At 27.6% G+C, this 22,717-nt stretch carries 15 protein-coding genes, 4 tRNA genes and 1 other annotated feature; of the genes, 16 read left to right on the top strand and 3 right to left on the bottom strand.

Going from position 1 to position 22,717, the window contains the following annotated elements:
- Positions 1-273: 273 nt before the first annotated feature.
- The 11 genes from OIF33_RS16570 to OIF33_RS16620 all read left to right on the top strand — a co-directional run bounded on the left by OIF33_RS16570 (position 274) and on the right by OIF33_RS16620 (position 9,344).
- Positions 274-777, top strand: coding sequence for an HD domain-containing protein (locus OIF33_RS16570; protein WP_322505349.1), 504 nt, complete (start codon positions 274-276; stop codon positions 775-777).
- Between the two features lie 150 nt (positions 778-927).
- Complete coding sequence (locus OIF33_RS16575; protein WP_322505350.1) at positions 928-3,684, top strand: UPF0182 family protein; 2,757 nt, start codon at positions 928-930, stop codon at positions 3,682-3,684.
- A 172-nt stretch (positions 3,685-3,856) separates the two neighbouring features.
- On the top strand, positions 3,857-5,251 hold the full coding sequence (locus OIF33_RS16580) for an NAD(P)/FAD-dependent oxidoreductase (RefSeq protein ID WP_322505351.1): 1,395 nt from the start codon (positions 3,857-3,859) through the stop codon (positions 5,249-5,251).
- Between the two features lie 13 nt (positions 5,252-5,264).
- Positions 5,265-5,498 carry a DUF1667 domain-containing protein gene (locus tag OIF33_RS16585; protein WP_322505352.1) on the top strand — a complete coding sequence of 78 codons (234 nt, stop codon included), beginning with the start codon at positions 5,265-5,267 and terminating at the stop codon, positions 5,496-5,498.
- Positions 5,499-5,555: 57 nt separating this feature from the next.
- Positions 5,556-5,759: a binding site (T-box leader), on the top strand.
- An 85-nt stretch (positions 5,760-5,844) separates the two neighbouring features.
- Positions 5,845-7,122, top strand: coding sequence for a serine--tRNA ligase (serS, locus tag OIF33_RS16590; protein ID WP_322505353.1), 1,278 nt, complete (start codon positions 5,845-5,847; stop codon positions 7,120-7,122).
- A gap of 197 nt (positions 7,123-7,319) precedes the next feature.
- Positions 7,320-8,168 carry a hypothetical protein gene (locus OIF33_RS16595; protein WP_322505354.1) on the top strand — a complete coding sequence of 283 codons (849 nt, stop codon included), beginning with the start codon at positions 7,320-7,322 and terminating at the stop codon, positions 8,166-8,168.
- A gap of 113 nt (positions 8,169-8,281) precedes the next feature.
- Positions 8,282-8,372: transfer RNA gene (locus OIF33_RS16600), tRNA-Ser, on the top strand.
- 33 nt (positions 8,373-8,405) lie between these two features.
- Positions 8,406-8,496: transfer RNA gene (locus OIF33_RS16605), tRNA-Ser, on the top strand.
- A gap of 286 nt (positions 8,497-8,782) precedes the next feature.
- On the top strand, positions 8,783-9,049 hold the full coding sequence (locus tag OIF33_RS16610) for a hypothetical protein (RefSeq protein ID WP_322505355.1): 267 nt from the start codon (positions 8,783-8,785) through the stop codon (positions 9,047-9,049).
- Positions 9,050-9,156: 107 nt separating this feature from the next.
- A tRNA-Ser gene (locus OIF33_RS16615) sits at positions 9,157-9,247 on the top strand.
- A gap of 5 nt (positions 9,248-9,252) precedes the next feature.
- Positions 9,253-9,344 (top strand) — tRNA-Ser (locus OIF33_RS16620).
- Between the two features lie 37 nt (positions 9,345-9,381).
- Here OIF33_RS16620 and OIF33_RS16625 read toward each other — a convergent pair.
- Positions 9,382-9,564: a hypothetical protein gene (locus tag OIF33_RS16625; RefSeq protein ID WP_322505356.1), complete on the bottom strand. Its 183-nt coding sequence runs from the start codon at positions 9,562-9,564 to the stop codon at positions 9,382-9,384.
- A gap of 196 nt (positions 9,565-9,760) precedes the next feature.
- Here OIF33_RS16625 and OIF33_RS16630 point away from each other — a divergent pair, with 196 nt between their 5' ends.
- Entirely contained in the window at positions 9,761-10,642 is an 882-nt protein-coding gene (locus tag OIF33_RS16630) for a metallophosphoesterase (RefSeq protein WP_322505357.1), read from the top strand.
- Positions 10,643-10,731: 89 nt separating this feature from the next.
- Here the strand turns inward: OIF33_RS16630 and OIF33_RS16635 are convergent, their stop codons facing one another.
- Positions 10,732-10,896 carry a hypothetical protein gene (locus tag OIF33_RS16635; protein WP_322505358.1) on the bottom strand — a complete coding sequence of 55 codons (165 nt, stop codon included), beginning with the start codon at positions 10,894-10,896 and terminating at the stop codon, positions 10,732-10,734.
- A gap of 218 nt (positions 10,897-11,114) precedes the next feature.
- Between OIF33_RS16635 and addB the strand changes: the two genes are divergently transcribed.
- The 3 genes from addB (at position 11,115) to OIF33_RS16650 (ending at position 20,210) form a co-directional block, all read left to right on the top strand.
- The gene (gene addB / locus OIF33_RS16640; RefSeq protein ID WP_322505359.1) at positions 11,115-14,591 is read left to right on the top strand and encodes a helicase-exonuclease AddAB subunit AddB; all 3,477 of its coding nucleotides are present in this window, start codon (positions 11,115-11,117) and stop codon (positions 14,589-14,591) included.
- Positions 14,581-18,402 carry a helicase-exonuclease AddAB subunit AddA gene (gene addA / locus OIF33_RS16645; protein WP_322505360.1) on the top strand — a complete coding sequence of 1,274 codons (3,822 nt, stop codon included), beginning with the start codon at positions 14,581-14,583 and terminating at the stop codon, positions 18,400-18,402. The genes addB and addA overlap by 11 nt, the downstream gene beginning before the upstream one ends.
- Positions 18,403-18,551: 149 nt before the next feature.
- Positions 18,552-20,210, top strand: a complete 1,659-nt coding sequence (locus OIF33_RS16650; protein ID WP_322505361.1) for a GGDEF domain-containing protein — start codon at positions 18,552-18,554, stop codon at positions 20,208-20,210.
- Positions 20,211-20,319: 109 nt separating this feature from the next.
- Here the strand turns inward: OIF33_RS16650 and OIF33_RS16655 are convergent, their stop codons facing one another.
- Complete coding sequence (locus OIF33_RS16655) at positions 20,320-21,588, bottom strand: CCA tRNA nucleotidyltransferase (RefSeq protein WP_322505362.1); 1,269 nt, start codon at positions 21,586-21,588, stop codon at positions 20,320-20,322.
- A 139-nt stretch (positions 21,589-21,727) separates the two neighbouring features.
- Between OIF33_RS16655 and OIF33_RS16660 the strand changes: the two genes are divergently transcribed.
- A complete protein-coding gene (locus OIF33_RS16660) occupies positions 21,728-22,699 on the top strand; it encodes a 3'-5' exoribonuclease YhaM family protein (protein ID WP_322505363.1) in 972 nt (323 codons plus the stop codon).
- Positions 22,700-22,717: the final 18 nt, after the last annotated feature.

Raw genomic sequence — 22,717 nt, forward strand, 5'->3', positions numbered from 1 at the left:
AAAACTCTAAACATTTGTTTAGAGTTTTTTTATTGTCTTAAATACATATACAATTCTAAAGAATCTAAAATGTTCAAAATAATCTTAAAAATTTTCCACATAAATTATAAAAAACTAACAAGTTATCCACAGGAAATATGTGAGTTATATACATATAAACATTTAGTTAGTGGATAAATATATTAACGGAAAGATAATATATAATAATTATCTTTATATGTTATAATTTACAATATTAATATCTTTAATAAGAACAGAAGGTGAATACCTAATATGACTTACAGAATAAAGCAATTCTTTTGGGCTATTTCAGCTAATTTTAAAGAGCTAGATTATGCTTATGTAGAATGCTTTTTAACTGAGTACGAGTTACACCTTTTTAAAAAACTTAAAAAAGGTGAGCAGCTACATTGTATAAAAGTTTCTAGGGATTGTGTTAGATTAGCTAGAGCTAAAGGAATTAACTCAGATATACAATTAAGAAAAGTTTCTAAATTAGGATTATTACATGATATAGGAAAACTATATTATCCATTAAATGTGATGACTAAATCTTTTTTAATTTTGGGAAAAAGATTATCTAATAATGAAATAAGAAAGTTTCAAAATATAAAAGCTATATATATTTACTATAATCATGGAGATAAAGCATTTAATTATCTAAGAGAAAATGATTATGATCCAGATTTTATAGAAGCAATTAAGGGACATCATTCTATGAAGAGTGGGAATAATATATTGCTAGATATATTAAAAGAAGCAGATGATATGAATTAATTTAAAAAAATATTTTTTATAGAATTTATAAATATAATTTTCTATATAGATTTTATTAAAGTTCAGAGGTTATTAATATATATCTGAATTTTAATAAAGTTTTATTTTAAGTATATATATGAAATATTAAAAATTTAAGGAGGGGAAATTTTGAAAAATAAGATACTAAATATAGTTCTTATGAGTGTCTTACTTCTAGTTGTAATTTTATTAGTTTCAACTAACTTTATTATTAATGTTCAATGGTTTAAAGAAGTAGGATATTTAGATGTGTTTTTTACTAAATTAGTGGCTATATGCAAATTATTTATACCTATATTTATAGTATATTTTGCTGTTATAGCTATATATCTTTTTTCTTTGAGAAAAAGTATAAATAATTTAGTGGGGGAATCTAAGTTTAAATCAATTAAAAAATATTTCTTGTTATTAAATTTAGGAATATCAGTATTAGGAGCTGGAGCTACTGCAGCAACTCAGTGGTATAAAATTCTTCAATTTACTAATGCAGTTCCTTTTGGAGAAGTAGATCCTATATTTAACAAAGATATATCTTTTTATGTTTTTAAACTTCCATTAGTACAATCTATTTTTAATGCTACTATATCATTAATAGTTATATTAGCTATTATAACAGTTTTAATCTATTTAGCGTTAGGTCTTAAAGATAAATTCTATCAAAACCAAGATAATGTTATAAGTATAAATAATAGGGTTGATGGTATAAGAAAATTTGCGGGAAAACAACTAGCAGTGTTAGCATCAATATTAGCATTACTTATAGCTGGTGGTTACTTATTAAAATCATATAATTTAGTTTATAGTACTAGGGGAGTAGTCTATGGAGCAAGCTATACAGATGTTAAGATAACATTATTATTTTATAAGGTTATAGCTGTAGCCTGCGTAATATCTTCAATAATAGTTTTTGTTTCAATATTAAGGACAAAATTTAGACCAATAATAATATCAATTGCGGCAATTGCTGTACTTATTGTTTTAGAGCCTGTAGTAGCGATTCTTACTCAACAGTTTTTTGTTAAACCAAATGAAATGGAGTTAGAAAAACCGTATATTTCTTATAATATTGAGGCGACTAAGAAGGCTTTTAATATTGATAATATTGCAGTAAAAGAAATGGAGCCTAATGAGAATATAACTAGCCAAGAGTTAGAAGATAATAAGGATATAATTGAAAACTTGAAGGTTAATTCAACAGGCCCTCTACTAAGTTTCTATCAACAAGTTCAACTTATAAAAAATTACTATCAATTTAATGATACTGATACAGATAGATATGATATAAATGGAAAATATACTCAAGTATTTATTTCACCAAGAGAAATAAATAGAGAAGCTATGACTACATGGCAAAATAAACATCTTAGATATACTCATGGGTATGGAGTAGCTATGAGTAGGGTTAATAGTGTAACAGAAGCTGGACAACCTGATTTCGTTATGAAAGATATACCAACAGTTAACAATACAGATATCAATCTTGAGAATCCAAGAATATATTTTGGTGAAGGGGATAATGATTATGTTATTGTAAATACTGAAGGTGGTGAATTTGATTATCCAACAGGAGATACTGAAAATACATTTAATTATAATGGAACTGGTGGAATAAAAATGACACCTTTTAATAGATTATTATTTAGTATTTACGAAAAGAGTCCTAAAATAATAATGTCTAGTTCTATAACATCAGAAAGTAGAATAATTCTTAACCGTAATATAGTTGATAGAGTTCAAGCAATAGCGCCTTTCTTAACTTATGATAGTGATCCATATGTGGTAATTCATGATGGAAGGTTAGTTTGGATGATGGATGCATATACAACAACAGATAAATATCCTTTATCAGAGCCTCATGAAGGAATAAACTATATAAGAAACTCTGTTAAGGTTGTTGTAGATGCTTTTAATGGAGATGTTAATTTCTATATAGCAGATGAAAATGATCCTATAATTGAGTGTTACTCAAAAATATATAAAGGTTTATTTAAACCTATGTCTGAAATGCCTCAGGATTTAAAGGAACATTTCAGATATCCTCAAAACTTATTTGAACTACAAAGTAAGGTTTTAACAAAGTACCATTTAGATGATCCTATTAAATTATTCACTGAAGAAGATTTATGGGATAGATCTTTAGAGGTTCTTAAACATGGAGGAGAAAGTTCAAGTCAGGAAGATGAAGGAAATGGAAAGTCAATTTTCGGTAGTGTAAGAGAATCTAAAAATAATGAATCTGAAAATGAAGGACTTTATCTTATGACAAAGTTACCTGGAGAAGAGAATGTTGAAATGATGCTTTTAGATTATTTTAATATGAGAGGCAAACAAAGTATGGTGGCTCTTCTTGGAGCAAGAATGGATGGAGATAACTATGGTGAATTAGTAATGTACAAGTTCCCTCCTCAAAGAACTATATATAGTCCAATTCTATTTAAGAATAGAATACAACAAGATCCTAATATATCTAAGGAAATAAGTCTTTGGACTGGAAAAGGATCAGAGGTTATATATGGTGATATAATTATTGTTCCTATAGATGACTCTTTATTATATTTGAATACAATTTATTTAAAAGCTGATTCAGGAAATGGTATGCCTGAAATGAAGAGAGTTATACTTTCTAATGGTGATAAAATAGTTATAGAAGAAAATGTTGAAAAGGCATTACTAAAATTATTTAATTATAGTTCACCAGGAGAGGGAGAAAATTCTAATATAAATGGAAATACTACGAATGAAGCACCAGTAAATAATGGCGGAGTAAAAGAGGCTGCTGATTTATTTAATAAGGCTATAGAGGCGCAAAAGAATGGTGATTGGGCTTCATATGGTGAATTTATAAATCAATTAGGAGATATTTTAAATAAAATATCACAAGAATAATAAAAATAATATGAGTGTATTAAATATTTTTTAGAATTTTTATATTAAAATTCTAAGGAGTGTTTAAACACTCCTTTTTATATGTTTATAATTTTACTAATATTTATAATAGTTTTTGGAATTTATGATATAATTTTTAGTGGAAGATATCTAAGAGCTAGGGGTGAAACATATGGATTATGATGTGTTGATATTAGGTGGAGGAATCATAGGATGCTCTGTTGCATATGAGTTATCAAAATATAACTTAAACATAGCTCTTATAGAGAAAGATTTTGATATTGCAGATGATGTTTCCTTTGTTAATACAGCAATTGTATATGATGGTTCTGAATGTAAGGATAATTTAATGGGTTATTTAGAAAATATGGGAAACACGATGTTACCTGAAATAACTAAAAAATTAAATGTTCCATTTAAAAGAGTAGGCCATTTAACTATAGCTGAAAATGATGAGACGGTTAGAATAATTGAAGAGAACTATAGAAGAGCTAAATCTAGAGGAATAAATAATATTTACTTAGTTGATGAGAAAAGAGCAAGAGAAATAGAACCTAACTATAAGGGTGAAATAAAAAAAGCTATATACTCAGAAAATATAGCAGTTACAAGTCCATATGATTTGGCAATAGGGTTTGCAGAAATAGCTTATGATAATGGAGTAAGCTTCAGACTAGAGGAAATAGTTTTAGATATTCAAGGTATAGCAAAAGGATTTAGAGTAACTACAAATAAAAATAAGTTTACTTGCAGATTTGTTATTAATACAACGCCAGGTGAGCATTATACCATAGATCAAGATAAAGATTATGAGCAAAAAAATGCTTTAAAAACTTATTATTTATTATTAAATGATGAAATAAAAGAAAAAACATCAAATATAGTTGTCAAACTAAAAAATAAGGAAGAATTTATAATCCAAAAAAATACTGTTAATGGAGATACGTTAATTGGTATAAATTCAAATCAGTCATTAGGATTTATGAAATCCTTAAAATTAGCTAAAGAAATGATAAATAGCATTAGTAGAAAAAATGTTAAAGATATTTTTTATGATGATCATAGTAACGATAGAATGATTATAGATGATAGTAGAAAGAATAATGGATATATAAAGGTTATGGGAAAACATTACGGAGAAGTTACCATAGCTCCTGCTGTATCAAAAATAATATGTGATGAAATAATTGAAAAATTAAATTGTAGTTTAAATAAAAATTTTGTAGATAAAAGAAGAGAATTTTATCGTTTTAGAGAATTATCAGATGAAGAAAGAAATGAGCTTATATCCTTAGATAAGAGATATGGAAAAATAGTATGTCTTTGTAATGGTATTAGTGAAGGAGAAATAGTAGATTGTATTAGACGTCCTTTAGGGGCAAGAACCGTTGAAGGCGTAAAAAGAAGAACAGGTGCTACCTTTGGAACTTGCCATGGAGCTTATTGCATAAGTAAAATAATAAATATATTAGCGAGAGAGCTTGATAAAAAGCCAACAGAAATAGTTGAGGATTCTAAAAATTCTAAGGTTTTAGCATCTAGAATTAAGGAGTTTAATAGAGTCTAAAGGGGTGTTTTTAATGCATAAAGATATATTTACTAGTGTTGTTAGAGTTAGAGGGTCTAAAAAATATAATGTAGTGCCTGTGAAAAGCAACAAACCAGTTGAAATGTCTAAATGGATTGATTTTTCAAGTGTTTTAAGTAGATTATATGTTGGAGTACCTACTAAAAGTGGAAATGTGGTCTGTAAGAATATAATGAATACAGGAGTAGACATTATATGCACAAAAAATCTACCAAAAGATAGTTAAGAATTGACAAAAGACAAATATTAAAGTATATTTTTTATATATTAAGTTTAAGTTAATATTAAACCTGTGAGCAGGCTAGTAATGTTATATATTGCTTTCAGAGAGCTAGTGGTTGGTGTGAACTAGTACAATATTTTCATGAATCCACCTGTGAGGGACTGTGATGAGCAGTACGGAATTAACCGTTAAAGTTTTTAAGAGGATAAAATATTTTATGTTTTATCAATTAGGGTGGCAACGCGGAGTCTTTTCGTCCCTTTTTATAGGGAACGAAGGCTCCTTTTTTATATATTTTTTTAGTTAATAAAATTTTTAATATAAATAAAGTTCTGAAAGGAGAATGGAAATGTTAGATTTAAAAAAGTTAAGAAGTAATACTGAAGAAGTAAAAAATGCTTTATCTAATAGAGGAGAAGATTTCGACGTAAATGTTATAGACGAAGTTATAGCTTTAGATGAAGAAAGAAGAAAAATATTAGTTGATGTTGAGGCTTTAAAAAAGCAAAGAAATGAAGTATCAGCTGAAATTCCAAAGAGAAAGAAAGCTGGAGAAGACGTTACTGAAGTAATGGCTGAAATGAGAGAAATAGGAGATAAAATCAAAGCTGATGATGCTAGAGTTGCTGAGTTAAATGATAAAATCAACTATATCATGTTAAGAATCCCTAACATACCAAACCCATCTGTTCCAGAAGGAGAAACTGATGAGGATAATGTTGAAATAAAAAGATGGGGAGAACCTACTAAATTCAACTTTGAACCGAAAGCTCACTGGGATTTAGGAACAGATTTAGATCTTTTAGACTTCGAAAGAGGTGGAAAAGTTGCTGGATCAAGATTCACAGTTTATAAAGGAATGGGTGCTAGATTAGAAAGATCTATAATAAACTTCTTCTTAGATAAACACACATTTGAAAATGGATATACTGAAGTATTACCTCCATACATGGTAAACAGAGATAGTATGACTGGTACAGGTCAACTTCCAAAATTCGAAGAAGATGCTTTTAAAGTAGAAAACAATGGATATTTCTTAATACCAACAGCTGAGGTTCCTGTAACAAACATGTACAGAAACGAAACTTTAGAAGGAGATAAACTTCCAATAAAACACGCTGCATACAGTGCTTGCTTCAGAGCAGAAGCTGGATCTGCAGGAAGAGATACAAGAGGTCTTATAAGACAACACCAATTCAATAAAGTTGAGTTAGTTAAGTTCTGTAAGCCAGAAGATAGCTATAAGGAATTAGATAAATTAGTTCAAGACGCTGAATCTGTATTACAAGCTTTAGGATTACCATATAGAATAGTTAGAATATGCAAAGGTGACTTAGGATTTACAGCTGCATTAAAATATGACATAGAAGTTTGGATGCCAAGCTACAATAGATATGTTGAAATTTCAAGTTGTTCAAACTTTGAAGATTTCCAAGCTAGAAGAGCTAACATAAAATTCAAAAACTCTCCAAAAGAAAAACCACAATTTGTTCATACATTAAACGGATCAGGAGTTGCTATCGGAAGAACTGTAGCTGCTATATTAGAAAACTACCAACAAGAAGATGGTTCAGTAGTTATACCAGAAGCTTTAAAAGAATATATGAGATGTGACTTGTTAAAGTAATATTTATTATTTAGAAGACTAAAGTAATTTGAATAAATTTATATAAAACATAATAGATGTCATATTATATGATTTAAATCTATAATATCAAAATTATAAAAACGGTATTTAAAATACCGTTTTTATTTTTATAGTATCAAAAAAATCTTAATTAACATATTATAAATTAGGTTTAAATTAAAGTGAGGTGTACTATTATGGATAACTATGGATATGATTATGAAAATGAATACGATAGATATGAAAAAGGATATCGCAAATATAAAAAGTCAGAATATGAAAAGGAAGATGACAGATGCAAAGAAGACTGGCGCAAATGCAAAAAGTCAAAATGCGAAAAAGAATGCGATAAATGTAAAGAAGAATGTTGCAGATGCTGTGAAAAAGAATGGGATAAGTGTAAAGAAGACTGTTGCAAATGCAAAAAGTCAAAATGCGAAAAAGAATGCGAAAAACGTAAAGAAGAATGTTGCAAATGCTGTGAAAAAAAATGCGATAAATGTAAAGATGAATGGTGCAAATGCTGTGAAAAAGAATGCGATAAATGTAAAGATGAATGTCGCAAACGTTGTGAAAAAGAATGGGATAAATGTAAAGAAGAATGTCGCAAATGCTGTGAAAAAGAATGTTGCAAATGTAAAGAAGACTGTTGCAAATGCAAAGAGTCAGAGTGTGAAAAGGAAGACGATAAGTGTAAAAAAGACTGTGATAAATGTAAATGGTTAGAGAAAAAATCTGAAGATTTAACTAAAGAAGCTACTAAGATTAATAAAGCTGTTAAAGAAAAAGTTAAAAAAGCAAAAGAAGTTAAAAAAGAAATTGATGAATTAAAAGAAGAATTAGAATGCTTAATGAGAAAAGAAAAGGCTTTATTATGCGAAGCGATGGAATTAGATGAATTATTAGAAAGAACAGTTTATGAGGCATTTAAGTATTTGTATGCTACAATTGATTGTTATAAAAATTGTAAGGATAAAGATAAAGACAAAGAGTGCTGTTGTAAATGTTGCTGTAAATGCAAAAAAGAAAGAGATTATGAAGATTAATTAAATCGAATAAGAGATATTATGATAGAGATACTATAATATAGTATCTCTTATTTTTTTATAAAAAGTGTTGACATAAATTTAAACAGTTGATATAATAATTAACGTACCGCGGAGAGATGGTCGAGTTGGTTTAAGGCACCGGTCTTGAAAACCGGCGTGCGTGTGAGCGTACCATGGGTTCGAATCCCATTCTCTCCGCCATTTTTTTTACAAAAAATAAAAATGGAATATTGTGGAGAATTACTCAAGTGGCTGAAGAGGCTCCCCTGCTAAGGGAGTAGGTCGGGCAACCGGCGCCCGGGTTCAAATCCCGGATTCTCCGCCAAAGCATCTAGTTTTACTAGATGCTTTTATTTATGTTTATATAAAAAATATGATATTATGTTAAAATATAATTTACTTTACGTTGAATTTTAGATAAACTTTCTTATGGTAACAAAATTTTTATTTTATATTTTAAGATTAAATATTAGTCAATAATAAATGAGTCTATCAATAATTTTTATTACAACTATTAAAATTATTAATATAAAATTTATACATAATATAATTTTTTTATTAATTTAAAATGTATAATTTAAGTATATGAATTTTTATTGGGAGGAGATATTTTGAAAGGATCATCAGGACCAGTTAGAGCTAAAAAACCTAAAAAGTCAACAGCGTATACACTATCTATATATTTAGGATGGAGTAGTATTTTTGCAGCATTATACTTTTTCATGCTTGGATTACCTTTTTCAATTCCAGGAATTATTGCTGGGTACATAGCTTTTAAAAAGCACAATGAAAGTAAGTTTCCTTTAATATTAAATATAATAGGGTTTGTATTAACAGTATTCACTTGGATATTATTTATGAAAATACCTTTACAATAATTAATTACGTAATAAAGAGATACTATAATAATAAAATTAGTATCTTTTTTAAAAAAAATAGTTGACATATAAATCAAAAATGATATAATAATAAATGTGTCAAGTATGGAGAGATGGTCGAGTTGGTTTAAGGCACCGGTCTTGAAAACCGGCGTGCGTGTGAGCGTACCATGGGTTCGAATCCCATTCTCTCCGCCACAAGTGGAGAATTACTCAAGTGGCTGAAGAGGCTCCCCTGCTAAGGGAGTAGGTCGTGTTAAGCGGCGCCCGGGTTCAAATCCCGGATTCTCCGCCAAAGCATCTAGTTTTACTAGATGCTTTTTTTATTTTACTTAATCTTTATTTCTTTTAGAAAAATCATGTTCTCTAAGACATTCTTTAATCAATAATTTAAGCTTTTCATTATCATCATCTAACAGTTCAATAAATATTTCTTTTAAAACTTTTTTAAAGAATACTTTCAATAGAATATAGAAGATACAAATAAAAAATACTAAGTAAAAAAATATATCCATATAAATTTCCTCCTTTAACTCTTAATATTATACTATTATTTTCTGTAATAGGAATTAAAAGGATTATAAAATCTTTTTATAACATAGATCAGATATTGTTTTTTTATTTGTGATAAATTACTTATTAATCAATTGGTATCTATTACTTAAAAAGAAACATAAGATATATATGAAGTAATATTATATGGAGTTATTAATGAGAGTTGAAAAATTAAATGAATTAAAAAATAATTCTAAAAGAATTGTTTTTAACAATGATTCTAAAATAGTTTTTTTTAGTGACTGTCATAGAGGGGATGGAACATATAAGGATAGCTTGGCTCCTAATATTAACATATATCTAACGGCACTTAGGTATTATCATAAAAATAAATTTACTTATATAGAAGTTGGAGACGGAGATGAACTTTGGAAGTTTAAGAATTTACAAGAAATATATGATATGAATCATGATGTATATGAAGTTTTAGATGATTTCAAAGAAAAAAATAGGCTTTATATGATATATGGAAATCATGATAAAGATAAAAGTAAAATAAAATTTTTAAGAAAAAATAAAAGAAGAAATAGGCGAAATCATTCTGCTTGTGATTTTTATAGTACATTAGAAATATATGAATCATTAGTTCTAGTACATGAGGAGAGCAAGAGAGATTTCTTTATATTACATGGACATCAAGTAGATTTTTTAAATAATGAATTGGCTTTTCTATCAAAATTTTTAGTTAGATATGTATGGGCTATTTTAGAGGCTTTTATGGGATTTAAAGATCCTATAAGTCCTGCTAAGAGTAATAATAAAAGAGATAAATTTGATGAAAAAATAATTAATTGGGCTGAAGAAAATGATACAAGAGTTGTTCTTGGACATACTCATAAAACTTTATTTCCAAGAAGTAGGAATGATTCAACATATTTCAATATAGGATGTTGTGTGCTTCCTAGAACTGTTACGGCTATTGAGATTGAAAGAGGAGAAATTGCTCTAATAAAATGGACAATAAAAGTTGATGAAAAAGGTTCATTGTTTGTTGGAAGAGATATTATTGGTGGACCTACTAAAATACAGAACTATTAAAAAGAAAACTCTAATGTTATACACAAAAACATTAGAGTTTTTAGATTATTTGTTGATAATTAAAATTTTTATGTGAATAAGTTAATCTTTTAATTCTTTTTTTCTCCCTTAGCTTTTACTTCATTACGGTGTGCTTTTCTTTGTTTTTCTTCTCTTTCTTGTTTTTCAAGAAAGCATGCCATTGGATTACCAAGGTTGGTTTCAATCTCAGCTGTAGCATCCATTATTTTTTTGAAAGTATTACTTATGTTCATTTAAAACACCCCTTTTGAATAAATAAAAATATTAGTTCTTTTTATAAAATTTATAGATTTCATCATTATTATATACCGTATTGTAAACAATTTCTATAGTAAAATACACGATATATTTTTTTTGTGATATTGCTATTTAAAAGAAAGAAATAAGTATAAAATGTTATTATAATAGGTAATAATTTTGAAATGTATAAATAAATTTTTGAGGTGTAAACATGGGATTAAGAATCATATATGGAAGAGCTGGTACTGGTAAGAGTACTTTTTGTATAAATCAAATAAAAAAGAAGATAAATAATTCACCTGATAATAAATTAATTTTAATTGTTCCAGAGCAATTTACTTTTCAGACTGAGAATAGAATGCTAGAAGCTATAGGAGAAAAGTATGTGTTAAATGCTGAGGTGCTTAGTTTTAAAAGACTTGCACACAAAGTTTTTAATGATTGTGGAGGGGCAACAAGAACAATTATGAGTGATGCTGGTAAAAGCATGCTTATTTTTAAAGTACTAGAAGATTTATCTGATGATATGACAGTTTTTAAAAATGCTTCTAGACAAAAAGGATTTATAGATATAGCTTCCAAAACAATAACTGAGTTTAAAAAATATAACGTAAATAATGAAATTTTGGATTTAACTATAGATCAAATAGAAGATGAAAATCTTAAAATGAAGATGGAAGAATTAAAGGATGTTTTTAATGAATTTAACTCAAAATTACACGAGGGACATATTGATGGAGAAGATCAGTTACTTCTGTTAAATGAAAAACTAGATGGATGTTCTTTATATGATGGAGCTGAAATTTGGATAGATGAGTTTACTTCATTTACTCCAAATCAGTTAAGTGTGATAGGAAAGTTATTAAAGCGAGCTAAGAGCGTTAACATAACTTTATCTATTGATGAGGTAAATTCAGCTAAAGGTGAAAGTGACCTTTTTGTTGCTACAAAAAATACAGAAAAAAGGTTAATGAATTTAATTCAAGAAGAGGGAATAGCTTTTAGTGGATATATTAATTTGAATGAAGATGTCCCATATAGATTCAAAGAAAATAAAGAATTAGAGCATATAGAAAGACAGCTTTATGCTTATCCTTTTAAACAGTATAGAGGAAAAAATGAAAGTTTAAGACTTTATAGAGCAAATAATAATTATGATGAAGTTGAGTTCGTTGCTAAAGATATATTAAGGCTTGTTAGAGAAAAGAAATATAGATTTAAGGATATTTCAATAATATGTAGAGATGTTGATAATTACGAGAAGGTTGTATCAGCTATTTTTACTGAATATGAGATTCCCTATTATATAGATAAGAAAATAGATATAGCTAGTAACCCACTTATTGTTTTTATAAACTCAGCAATAGATATAATAAGTAAAAATTGGACTTATGAAAGTGTGTTTAAATATCTTAAAACTGGATTGATAAAAGAGTTTAGAGGTATTGAGGGTGCGGAGTTTATTGATGAATTAGAAAACTATGTATTGGCCTATGGAATAAAGGGAAAGAAGTGGATGGAAGAGTGGGTTAATTATAGTTCTAGCATTTTAAAAGAAGAAGAAATATCTGAAGAAAATAAACAAAGATTAAGTAGATTAAATGACATTAGAGAAAACATAGTTCATCCTCTAGAAGAATTTAATAAGCAATGTAAGGGAAAGAAAACTTTAAAAGAATTTGCTATAAATTTATATGAATTTATAGATTCTAAATTAGAAATCATGGACACTATAGACCAATATGTTGAATATTTCAAAGAAAATGATATGGCAATTAAGGCAAAAGAGTATTCAGAGGTAAGAGATATTTTCATAGATGTCTTAGAACAGGCAGTTGATGTTCTAGGAAATGAAGTTATGGATTTAAATGAATTTATGAAAGTATTAAATATTGGATTATCTCAATATGAAATGGGATTAATTCCTGTGGCATTAGACCAAGTAAATATAGGAGATATAACTAGAATAAAAAGTAGAGGTGCAAAGGCCTTATATATTATTGGAGTAAATGATGGGGTACTCCCTTCTGCTAATAAAGAAGAAGGAATCTTATCAGATAATGATAGAGAAATCTTATTTGAAAAAGGTGTGTCATTAGCTTCTGATACAAGAACAAAAATGTTTGAAGAACAGTTTTTAGTTTATACAGCCTTTACTATAGCTGAGGAATATTTAGTTGTAACTTATCCTTTAGCAGATTTTGAAGGGAAATCTCAAAGACCATCTATTATAGTTCATAGATTAAAGAAGATACTTCCTAATGTAAAAGAAGAAAGTGAAGGATTTAAATTAATAAATGATAAGTATGAAAAGATTTCTGCTAAGATTCCTACTTTAAATGAACTTATGATAGCAATTAGGAAAAATTATGAGGATATTGAAATAGAGGATTATTGGAAGTATGTTTACGATTGGTATTTAGGTGAACCTAAATGGAAAGAAAAAATAGAATATGTCAAGAAAGGACTTGAATATACTAACCTAACTAATAATATTTCAAAAGAGAAGGCTAAAAGACTTTATGAAGATAATAAAAATAAAATTTCTTTAAGTGTTTCAAGACTAGAAAGATATGCTCAGTGTCCTTTTGCTTACTATATACAATATGGATTAAAGGCTAAAGATAGAAAAATATATGAGTTTACAGCACCTGATTTAGGTAGCTTTATGCATGAAATATTAGATGAATTTACTAATGAAGTTAAGGAGAAAGATTTAAAGTGGAGTGATTTAAGCCATGAAAACTGTAGAAATATAATAAATTCATTAGTTGATAATCAAGTTAAAAATAATAAATCATCCATATTAAATAGTTCAAAGAGATATTCTTATTTCACAGATAGATTTAAGAGAATTCTTACAAAATCAGTTATGGTAATCAGTGAACAAATGAAGAGAAGTGACTTTGAAATCTACAAAAATGAGTTAGCGTTTGGATTTTCGAAAGATGTTAATTCTATAAAGCTTGATCTTTCTTCAGGAGAGAGTTTTTATTTAAATGGAAGAATAGATAGAGTTGATAAATTAAATTTAGATGGTGAAACATATTTAAGAGTTATAGATTATAAAACTGGTTCAAAAAAATTTGACTTAAATAAATTTTATAATGGTCTTCAAATACAACTTTTAGTTTACTTAGATGCTCTTATAAATAATTCAGAAAATATAGTTGAAAATCAGGCTATGCCAGGGGCTATCCTTTATTTTAGAATAGATGACCCTATATTAAAATCTAAAGGAGACTTAACAGAGGAAGAAATAAAAGAAGAGGTTTTAAAAGAGTTAAAATTAGAGGGGCTTTTACTTGATGATGTAAAAGTTATTAAGGCTATGGATAATAGCTTAGAGCCTGGAATGCACTCACTTATAATACCTGCAAATATGAAAAAGGCAGGAGATTTAGGAAAAAATAAGGCATTAATAACTATGGAACAATTTGAGTTATTAAGAAAATATGTTAATGAAAAAATGGTTGAGATATGCCAAAACATGATAGAGGGTAAAATTGATATAGAGCCATGTAAGGAAAATAAAAATATAGTATGTGATTATTGTAATTACTCACACATATGTCAATTTGATTCTAGCTTAGAGGATAATAGATATAAGGTTATTGCAAAGAAAAAAGAAGAAGAGATATGGAAGAGTATAAACGAAAAAGTAGGCGGTGAAGTAAATGGGGACTAAATGGACTAAAGAACAAGAATTAGCTATAAATACTAGAAAATGCAACCTTTTAGTTGCTGCTGCGGCTGGCTCTGGAAAAACGGCTGTACTAGTTGAAAGAATAATAAAGATGATAACAGAAGGAGAAAATCCTATTGATATAGATAAGTTATTGGTTGTTACATTTACTAATGCTGCTGCTTCTGAAATGAGAGAGAGAATAGGAGATGCCATATCTAAAGCTTTAGAGAAGGATCCTAGTTCTGAAATACTTCAGAGACAATTAGCACTTTTAAATAGAGCTAGTATAACGACTATGCATTCTTTTTGTTTAGAAGTTATAAAAAATAATTTTCACTTAATAGATTTAGATCCTGGCTTTAGAATAGGGGATCAAACAGAATGTGAGCTTATAAAGCAAGATATTTTAGCGGACCTTTTTGAAGATATGTATGCTAAAGATGATGAATGTTTTAAAGATTTAGTTGAAGCTTATGGTGGAAGTAAAAGTGATGATAATTTAAATAGTATAATATTAAAATTTTATAATTTCATAATGAGTGGTCCTTGGCCAGAAAATTGGTTAAATGAGAAAGTAGAGGAGTTTAACATAAATTCCGTAAATGAACTTGAAAGTAAAAAGTGGATAGAAGTTTTAAAAGAAAGTATAAGCTTAGATTTAAATAATGCTTATTCAATGCTTGCTCAGGCTAGAGATATAGCTGAAATGGGAGTAGGACTTGACCCGTATTTAGTAAATATATATCCTGAAATAATCCAAGTTGAAGAGCTTAAACTTGCTTTAAAAGAAGGAATAGTTCCATTTTATAATAAGCTTATGGAAGCAAGTTTTGGAAGGCTAAAATCAGTTAGAAAAACTAGTGTAGATGATGAAAAAGCATTAGTAAAAACTAAAAATCTTAGAGATGACAGTAAAAAAATAATAGAAAATTTAAGGGATAAAGTTTTTGAAACATCTCTAGAAGAAGCAGTTTTAGGAATGCAAAAAATGTATCCTTTAATGAAATGCTTAAGTGGTTTAGTAATTGAATTTTCTAATAGGTATAGAGATAAGAAAAGAGAAAAAGATATTTTAGATTTTAATGACTTAGAGCATCTTTGTTTAGAAATTTTAATAGATAAAGATGAAGATGGTAATATAAAGCCTTCACAGGTTGCTTTAGAATTTAGAGAAAAATTTGAAGAAGTTTTAGTTGATGAATATCAGGATAGTAATACAATTCAAGAAACTATAGTTGGAATGGTATCAAGAAGAGATGTAGAAAATTCTAATGTATTTATGGTTGGTGATGTTAAACAGAGTATATATAAGTTTAGACAAGCGAATCCAGAACTTTTCTTAGATAAATATATTAATTATAGAGAGTTTGAAGATTCAAATAGAAAAATAATGCTTTATAAAAACTTTAGAAGTAGGGAAGAGGTTATAAATGGAGTAAACTACATCTTCCAAACTTTAATGAGTAATACTGTTGGAGAACTTGAGTATGATGAAAAAGAAGCATTAAACTTAGGTGCTAACTATGGCGAGATAAATGAAGAAAATGTAGAGATTTATTATATTGATGAAATACCGAATTTAAAAGTTGCTGGTGATATAGAATTAAATATATTAAATAAGGCAGGTAGTAAAGATGATAATAAAGATTATGGTGATGATGATGGGCAAAGTGAAGAAGAGGAAGATTTAGATAGCATACAATTAGAAGCACGAATAGTTGGTAAAAAAATTAAGGAGTTAATGAATCCTGAAGATGGAAGCACCTATATGGTTTTTGATAAGGATTTAGGAAAGTATAGAAAAATTAAATATAAGGATATTGTAATTTTGCTTAGAGCAACTAAAAACTGGGCTGAAACCTTTGTTGATGAATTAGGAACTGAGGGCATTCCTGTTTATGCTGACACTGGTACAGGATATTTTCAAACTATTGAGATTAGAACAATAATGGCATTACTTCACATAATAGATAACCCAATGCAAGATATTTATATATTATCTGCATTACGTTCACCTATATTTTCATTTACATCTGAAGAATTTGCAGATTTAAGGTTATTAAATAATGATAAATATTTCTTTGAAATAATAAAGGAAGTTGTTGAGGGTACTTATGACGGAACTATCTCTGATGAGTTAAAGGGTAAGTGCAACTATTTCTTAGAGTATTTAAATAAGTGGAGAGAAAAATCTGCTTATATGCCAATAGATGAGTTTATTTGGTTCTTATATTCTGATACATCTTACTATGGATATGTTGGAACAATGCCAAATGGAATTCAAAGGCAAGCTAATTTAAGAATATTATTCCAAAGAGCAAAACAATATGAATCAACAAGTTTCAAAGGGTTATTTAATTTTATAAACTTCATAAATAAACTTAAAAAATCTTCAGGGGATATGGGAAGTGCAAAAATACTTGGAGAAAATGAAGATGTTGTAAGAATAATGAGTATCCATAAAAGTAAGGGGCTAGAATTCCCAGTTGTTATATTAGGTGGAACAGGAAAACAATTTAATAAGATGGATCTAAGAGAAGATATACTTCTTCATGAGACTTTAGGAATAGGAACGAATTGTATAGATGTTAAGAAGAGAATAAAGTATGATACACTTCAAAAACATGCTATAAAGAAAAAATGTGAATTAGAAGTTTTATCAGAAGAAATGAGAATTTTATATGTTGCATTCACAAGAGCTAAGGAGAAATTGATCATAACTGGTGCTGTATCAGATTTAGAAAAATCTTGTGAAAATTGGTGCAAGGCGGGAGCTTCTTCTGAAAACAATAGAATAAGTCCTGGTAGCGTTTTAAAAGGAAAGAGTTATTTAGATTGGATTGGTATGGCATTAACTAAACATAAGGATGGAGATGCTATAAGAAACATTGGTGATGGAGATATAAATTTAAACTTAGATGATAATTCAAACTGGAGTTTTAAAAGTTGGGAAAAAAGTGAACTTTTAAGTACTAATGAAAATAAGCAAGAAAAAAATAATATTGATGCTTTTGAAAGTAGTAATTGGATTGAATCTAAAAAAGATATAAAAGAAGTTATAGAAATAAGAAATAGACTAGGGTTTAAATATAAATATATAGAGTCATGTAATACTCCTTCAAATATTTCTGTAACTGAATTAAAGAGAGCTCATCAAGAAGAAGATTTTATGGAAGAAAGTTATAACATTATTGATAATGACAGTAATGAAGAAAATAAAAAAGAAAAAATAAAAAGAAAGCCAAAGTTCATGGAAGAAAAACAAGAAGAATTTTCAGCGGCTAAAAAAGGAACTATAACTCACTTTGTAATGCAACACATTGATTTAGATAAGGTAATTTATATAAATGAAATAAAAGAAGAAGTTCAAAAGATGGTTCAAAAAGAGCTTTTAACAGAAGAAGAAGGAAAAGTAGTAAATGTTTTTAAAATACAAAAATTCTTTAAAAGCGATTTAGGACAGAGAATGTTGAGTTCATATAAATCAGGTAAAAAGGTTTATAGAGAGCTACCATTTATAACTGAAATTCCAAGTTCCATTGTAGAAAAAAGTCTTGATACTAAAGTTTATGGAAATGAAAAAGTTAGATTACAAGGTATTATAGATGCTTTCTTTGAAGAAGAGGATGGCTATGTTCTTCTAGATTACAAAACTGATTATATTAAAGAAGGAGAAGAGGAGGAGTTTATAAATAAATATAAAATACAAGTTGATTTATATAAAAATACTTTAAATAAAATTTTAGGAGAAGAGGTTAAGGAGTCTTATCTTTACTCATTCTATCTTGAAAAAGAATTGAAAATAAAATAATTTAATTAAAATAAGCAAAGAATTAAATCTTTGCTTATTTCATTTTTGTGCTTAAATTGTTAAAAAAGTTTAAAAATCAACATAGAACAAGACATTTTATGCTAAAATATTGTAAAATAAAGTTAAAAATACTATAAAAAGGTGAAGTTATGAGTAGGTATAAAGTTTTATGTGAGGATTTTAGAATTTATATTCTAGAGAGGTTTCATAATGATTGGGAGAAAGCCATTGATTACTGTGAATATTTAATATCTGAGATTGTAGAAGTGGACGATCTAGAATCTTTAGGTATGATTTATTTTGTTTTAAGTTATCTAAATTCACATGTACTTAATTATAAAAAAACAACTGAGTATGTTGAAAAGGCTGAAAAATTACTTATAAAGCTATCATATGATGAACTTTTACTAGATCTATATGGTATAGTAGCCACTTTTCATAATAAAAAAGGTTACTATAAAATGACGTTTAAGTATGCCTACAAAGGGTTGAAAATAGCTCAGGAGCTTTATGATAAAACTGGAGATAAAGAATGTCAAGATGAACTTATAGCTATAAATTTATTCATGGCAAGTACTTGTTTTAAATTAGGTGTAACAAGTATGGGAAACTTTTATCTTAATGAAGTTGTAGATGTACTTGATCTTAGAGAAATTACTAGAAGTGATATTTTTTATAATTTATATACTTGTTATTACATGAATTCAAATTTTGAGTTAGCAAAAGAAAATGCAGAGAAATGTTTTAATTTAATGAAAAACACAAAGAACAGAACGCCAGAAAAGGGATTAATGGAATGCTTAATACCTATAGTTAAATGTGATATAAAGCTTGGAAATTTAGATTTAGCTTTAAAAAATTTATTTGTTATTGAAGAAAAATTAAATTTTAATAGGGGATATATTTATTTTTTGTATGGTAAAATATACGAAGCCAAGGGAGAAAAGAGAAGAGCAAATGAATATTATATTATAGCATATAAGATGTATGAAAAAGATGAAAGATATTCTGAGGCTTTACGTTCATTAAAAAAAATAATAGATTATTATGAAGAAAAGGAAGATGTACTTAATGAATTAAAGTTTAGAAAATTATTCATGAAGTTTAATAGTAAGGTAAACACTGTAGAGGAAGATTATATGCTATTAGAATGCGTAAGCAAGTTTCATATGGAAAGATTAAATATTGAAAAAGAAAAGGTATTAAGTGCGCAAAAGTTAGCTTATAACAAGGATATTGAAAAACTAGCATATAAACTAATAACCACAGTTGATGAATTAAATAGTGTTCAAAATCAAATTAATGAAAAAAATAAAACGATAAAAGTTATTGCTGAAAGATTAAGCAGAGATTCTATGACGGGAGTTTATAACAAGGAATATATAATAGAAAAAATAAATGAAATAGAGAATAATGAAAATGAATTTTTCATAGCTATGCTTGATTTAGATAATTATAAAAAAATAAATGATAAATATGGTCATTTATTTGGAGATAATGTTTTGAAAGATGTGGCTTGGAGTATCCAAAATGAACTTAGAGAAGGTGACTTTCTAGGACGATTTGGAGGGGAAGAGTTTATTGTAGTTTATAAAAATAAGAGACTTGATTATGTTGTTAGAAGCACAGAACGTATTAGGACAAGTATAGAAAATTTAAGGTGGAAAAATGGTGCTAAATTAACTATTAGTATTGGAGTTGCTAAACATAATTTTAGAAAGAAAAGTGGATATTTAGAAACTTTAAAAAAGGCTGATAAAAATTTATATGAGGCTAAAAATAAAGGGAAAAATATGGTTTGCATTTAAATAGAGAAGAGATTGTATCAAAAGTAGCTAAAAATAAAACTTATTCTAATATACTATTCATGTTATTTATAAGTTTTATTATTTTAAGTTTTGATACAATCCATTTTCATTATCTATAAGAAGAATATTGTTTACTAAGGTTTAGTAAATTTTCTTTTGTATTTAATTCTGGGGTTTCTAGTACATTTTCAAGAAGAAAATTTAATGTAATGCCTATATTCTTTCCAGGTGTATAGTTAAGTTCAGTAATTAAATCATTACCTGTTATGGCTAAATCCTTGATAAATATAGGTTCCTTTGAAGCCAGTATATCAGAAATTCTATCTTTTAAAATATCTATATACTCAGTATCATACTCATCCATATAAGTTAAATAAGCTTTTATTAACTCTAGTAGATCAAAAATATTTTCAGCTCCTACTGAGTTTATAAGTAGCTTAAGTTTTTTTCTTGTCATATTGGATGAAATCTTATTTATATTTTCTACTAAATTACATGTACTATTTATGGTGTTATTATCATATTTAAGCTTCTTTAAAATTATTTTGCATTTATCAACTGCATTTTCAGAATTATAAACTTTATGAAATAAACCTGCTAATCTTACATGAAGTTTTTTAGGAAGTGAATTTAATAATCCATAAGTATCATGAATATCATCATATGCATCATAACAATTTATTAGTTTTAAATCATTAAATTCTTTAATTAATAAATCAGCAAAACCAAGTTTTCTAAGAAGCATAAGTCCTCTGTCGGGATTATTACTTAGGATGATTTTAGTGAATTCACTTTGAATTCTTTCCATACTTATATTTTTTATTAATTTAAAATTTCTTTTTATTGATTCAGCAGTTTCTTTTTCTATTTTAAAGTTTAATTGACAGCTAAATCTAATAGCTCTAAGCATTCTTAAAGCATCTTCAGAGAAACGTTTGTCAGGATCTCCTACACACTTTATTAATCTCTTTTTTAAATCGCCTTTTCCATCAAAATAATCTTTGAATCCTAAATAGGGACTATATGCCATTGCGTTTATAGTAAAATCTCTTCTAGATAAATCTTCTTCTATATTAGAAACGAACTTTACATCCTTAGGTTTTCTATTGTCTAGATATTCACCATCGACTCTATATGTAGTTATCTCATAAGGAGTTTTATCTATTAAAACTGTTACAGTTCCATGCTTTATACCAGTAGGAATTGTCTTATCAAAAAGTTCTTCTATTTTTTCAGGCAATGCATTAGTTGTAATATCATAATCTTGTGGATGTTTATTCAATAATGAGTCTCTTACGCAACCACCAACGATAAAGGCTTCAAAATTATTGGTGTTAAACTTATCTAAGATATATTGAACATTATTGGGTAAATTCATTAACTAGCCACCTCCATATAAGTTATTTTATCAATTAATATAAATTTTAGCTATAAATAAGAAGTTTATTTGTTTACAAAATTTAATAATATGTAATAATTAAAATAGAGATTATTAAAATGAAAGAAAGGATAGACTTATGGAAATACCGGTAAAAAAAATAGGTGAATTCGTTAAAGGAGAAAGAGTCGAAGGTTTTTTTCTTTTAAAATCAATTACTTTAAAGACTACTAATTCAGGTGGTAAAAAGTATTTAGATTTAGTTCTAAGTGATAAAACTGGGGATATATTAGGCAAAGTATGGGAGATTAAACCTGAGCATGAAGAGTTAAAATGCAATACTGTTGTTAAGATGCGAGGAACTATAAATAGTTGGCAAGGAACGCTTCAGTTTAAAGTAGAACATGTTAGAGAAACTAATGAGGAAGATAACATAAATTTAGATGATTATGTTCAATGTGCACCATATACTAGCGATGAAATGATTAACACTATAAAATGTGTTGTTGATAATATGAATGATATAGATGTAAAGAATATTCTTAATAGAATTTTAGAAATTAATGAGGATAAGCTTAAATATTATCCAGCAGCGAAATCTAATCATCATTCAATAAAGGGAGGCTTATTATATCACATAACAACTATGTTAAAGTTAGCAGAGAATATTTGTGGTATATATGATTTCTTAAATAAAGATTTAGTTTATGCAGGGGTAATACTTCATGACATGGCTAAAATAAAGGAAATGTCTTCTAATGAAATGGGAATAGTTGATGAATATACTTTAGAGGGAACTTTACTTGGGCATATTACTCAAGGAATAAAAGAAATTGAGGTAATAGGAAAAGAAGTGAATGCAGATAGCAAGATTATAATGTTACTTCAACATATGGTTCTATCTCATCATTATGAACCTGAATACGGAAGTCCTATTAAGCCTCTTATACCAGAGGCAGAAATGTTACACTATTTAGATGTAATGGATGCTAGAATGTATGATATGAAGAAGGCAATTAGTGAAACTAAAGTAAATGAATTCTCAGAAAGAATTTGGTCTTTAGATAGCAGAAGAATATATAACCATGGAATAAGTAAAAAAAATAATTAAAAAAACAGCTCTTTTAGA

It is taken from the genome of Clostridium sp. LIBA-8841 (genome assembly GCF_034439435.1).
Taxonomy (GTDB): domain Bacteria; phylum Bacillota; class Clostridia; order Clostridiales; family Clostridiaceae; genus Sarcina.

Bases quoted from the DNA above. Each gene is read 5' to 3' on its own strand.
- OIF33_RS16660 (WP_322505363.1), top strand. From the start codon at position 21,728: ATGGAAATACCGGTAAAAAAAATAGGTGAATTCGTTAAAGGAGAAAGA.
- OIF33_RS16635 (WP_322505358.1), bottom strand. From the start codon at position 10,896: ATGAACATAAGTAATACTTTCAAAAAAATAATGGATGCTACAGCTGAG.
- OIF33_RS16625 (WP_322505356.1), bottom strand. From the start codon at position 9,564: ATGGATATATTTTTTTACTTAGTATTTTTTATTTGTATCTTCTATATT.
- OIF33_RS16595 (WP_322505354.1), top strand. From the start codon at position 7,320: ATGGATAACTATGGATATGATTATGAAAATGAATACGATAGATATGAA.
- addA (WP_322505360.1), top strand. From the start codon at position 14,581: ATGGGGACTAAATGGACTAAAGAACAAGAATTAGCTATAAATACTAGA.
- OIF33_RS16630 (WP_322505357.1), top strand. From the start codon at position 9,761: ATGAGAGTTGAAAAATTAAATGAATTAAAAAATAATTCTAAAAGAATT.
- serS (WP_322505353.1), top strand. From the start codon at position 5,845: ATGTTAGATTTAAAAAAGTTAAGAAGTAATACTGAAGAAGTAAAAAAT.
- addB (WP_322505359.1), top strand. From the start codon at position 11,115: ATGGGATTAAGAATCATATATGGAAGAGCTGGTACTGGTAAGAGTACT.
- OIF33_RS16650 (WP_322505361.1), top strand. From the start codon at position 18,552: ATGAGTAGGTATAAAGTTTTATGTGAGGATTTTAGAATTTATATTCTA.
- OIF33_RS16585 (WP_322505352.1), top strand. From the start codon at position 5,265: ATGCATAAAGATATATTTACTAGTGTTGTTAGAGTTAGAGGGTCTAAA.
- OIF33_RS16655 (WP_322505362.1), bottom strand. From the start codon at position 21,588: ATGAATTTACCCAATAATGTTCAATATATCTTAGATAAGTTTAACACC.
- OIF33_RS16570 (WP_322505349.1), top strand. From the start codon at position 274: ATGACTTACAGAATAAAGCAATTCTTTTGGGCTATTTCAGCTAATTTT.
- OIF33_RS16580 (WP_322505351.1), top strand. From the start codon at position 3,857: ATGGATTATGATGTGTTGATATTAGGTGGAGGAATCATAGGATGCTCT.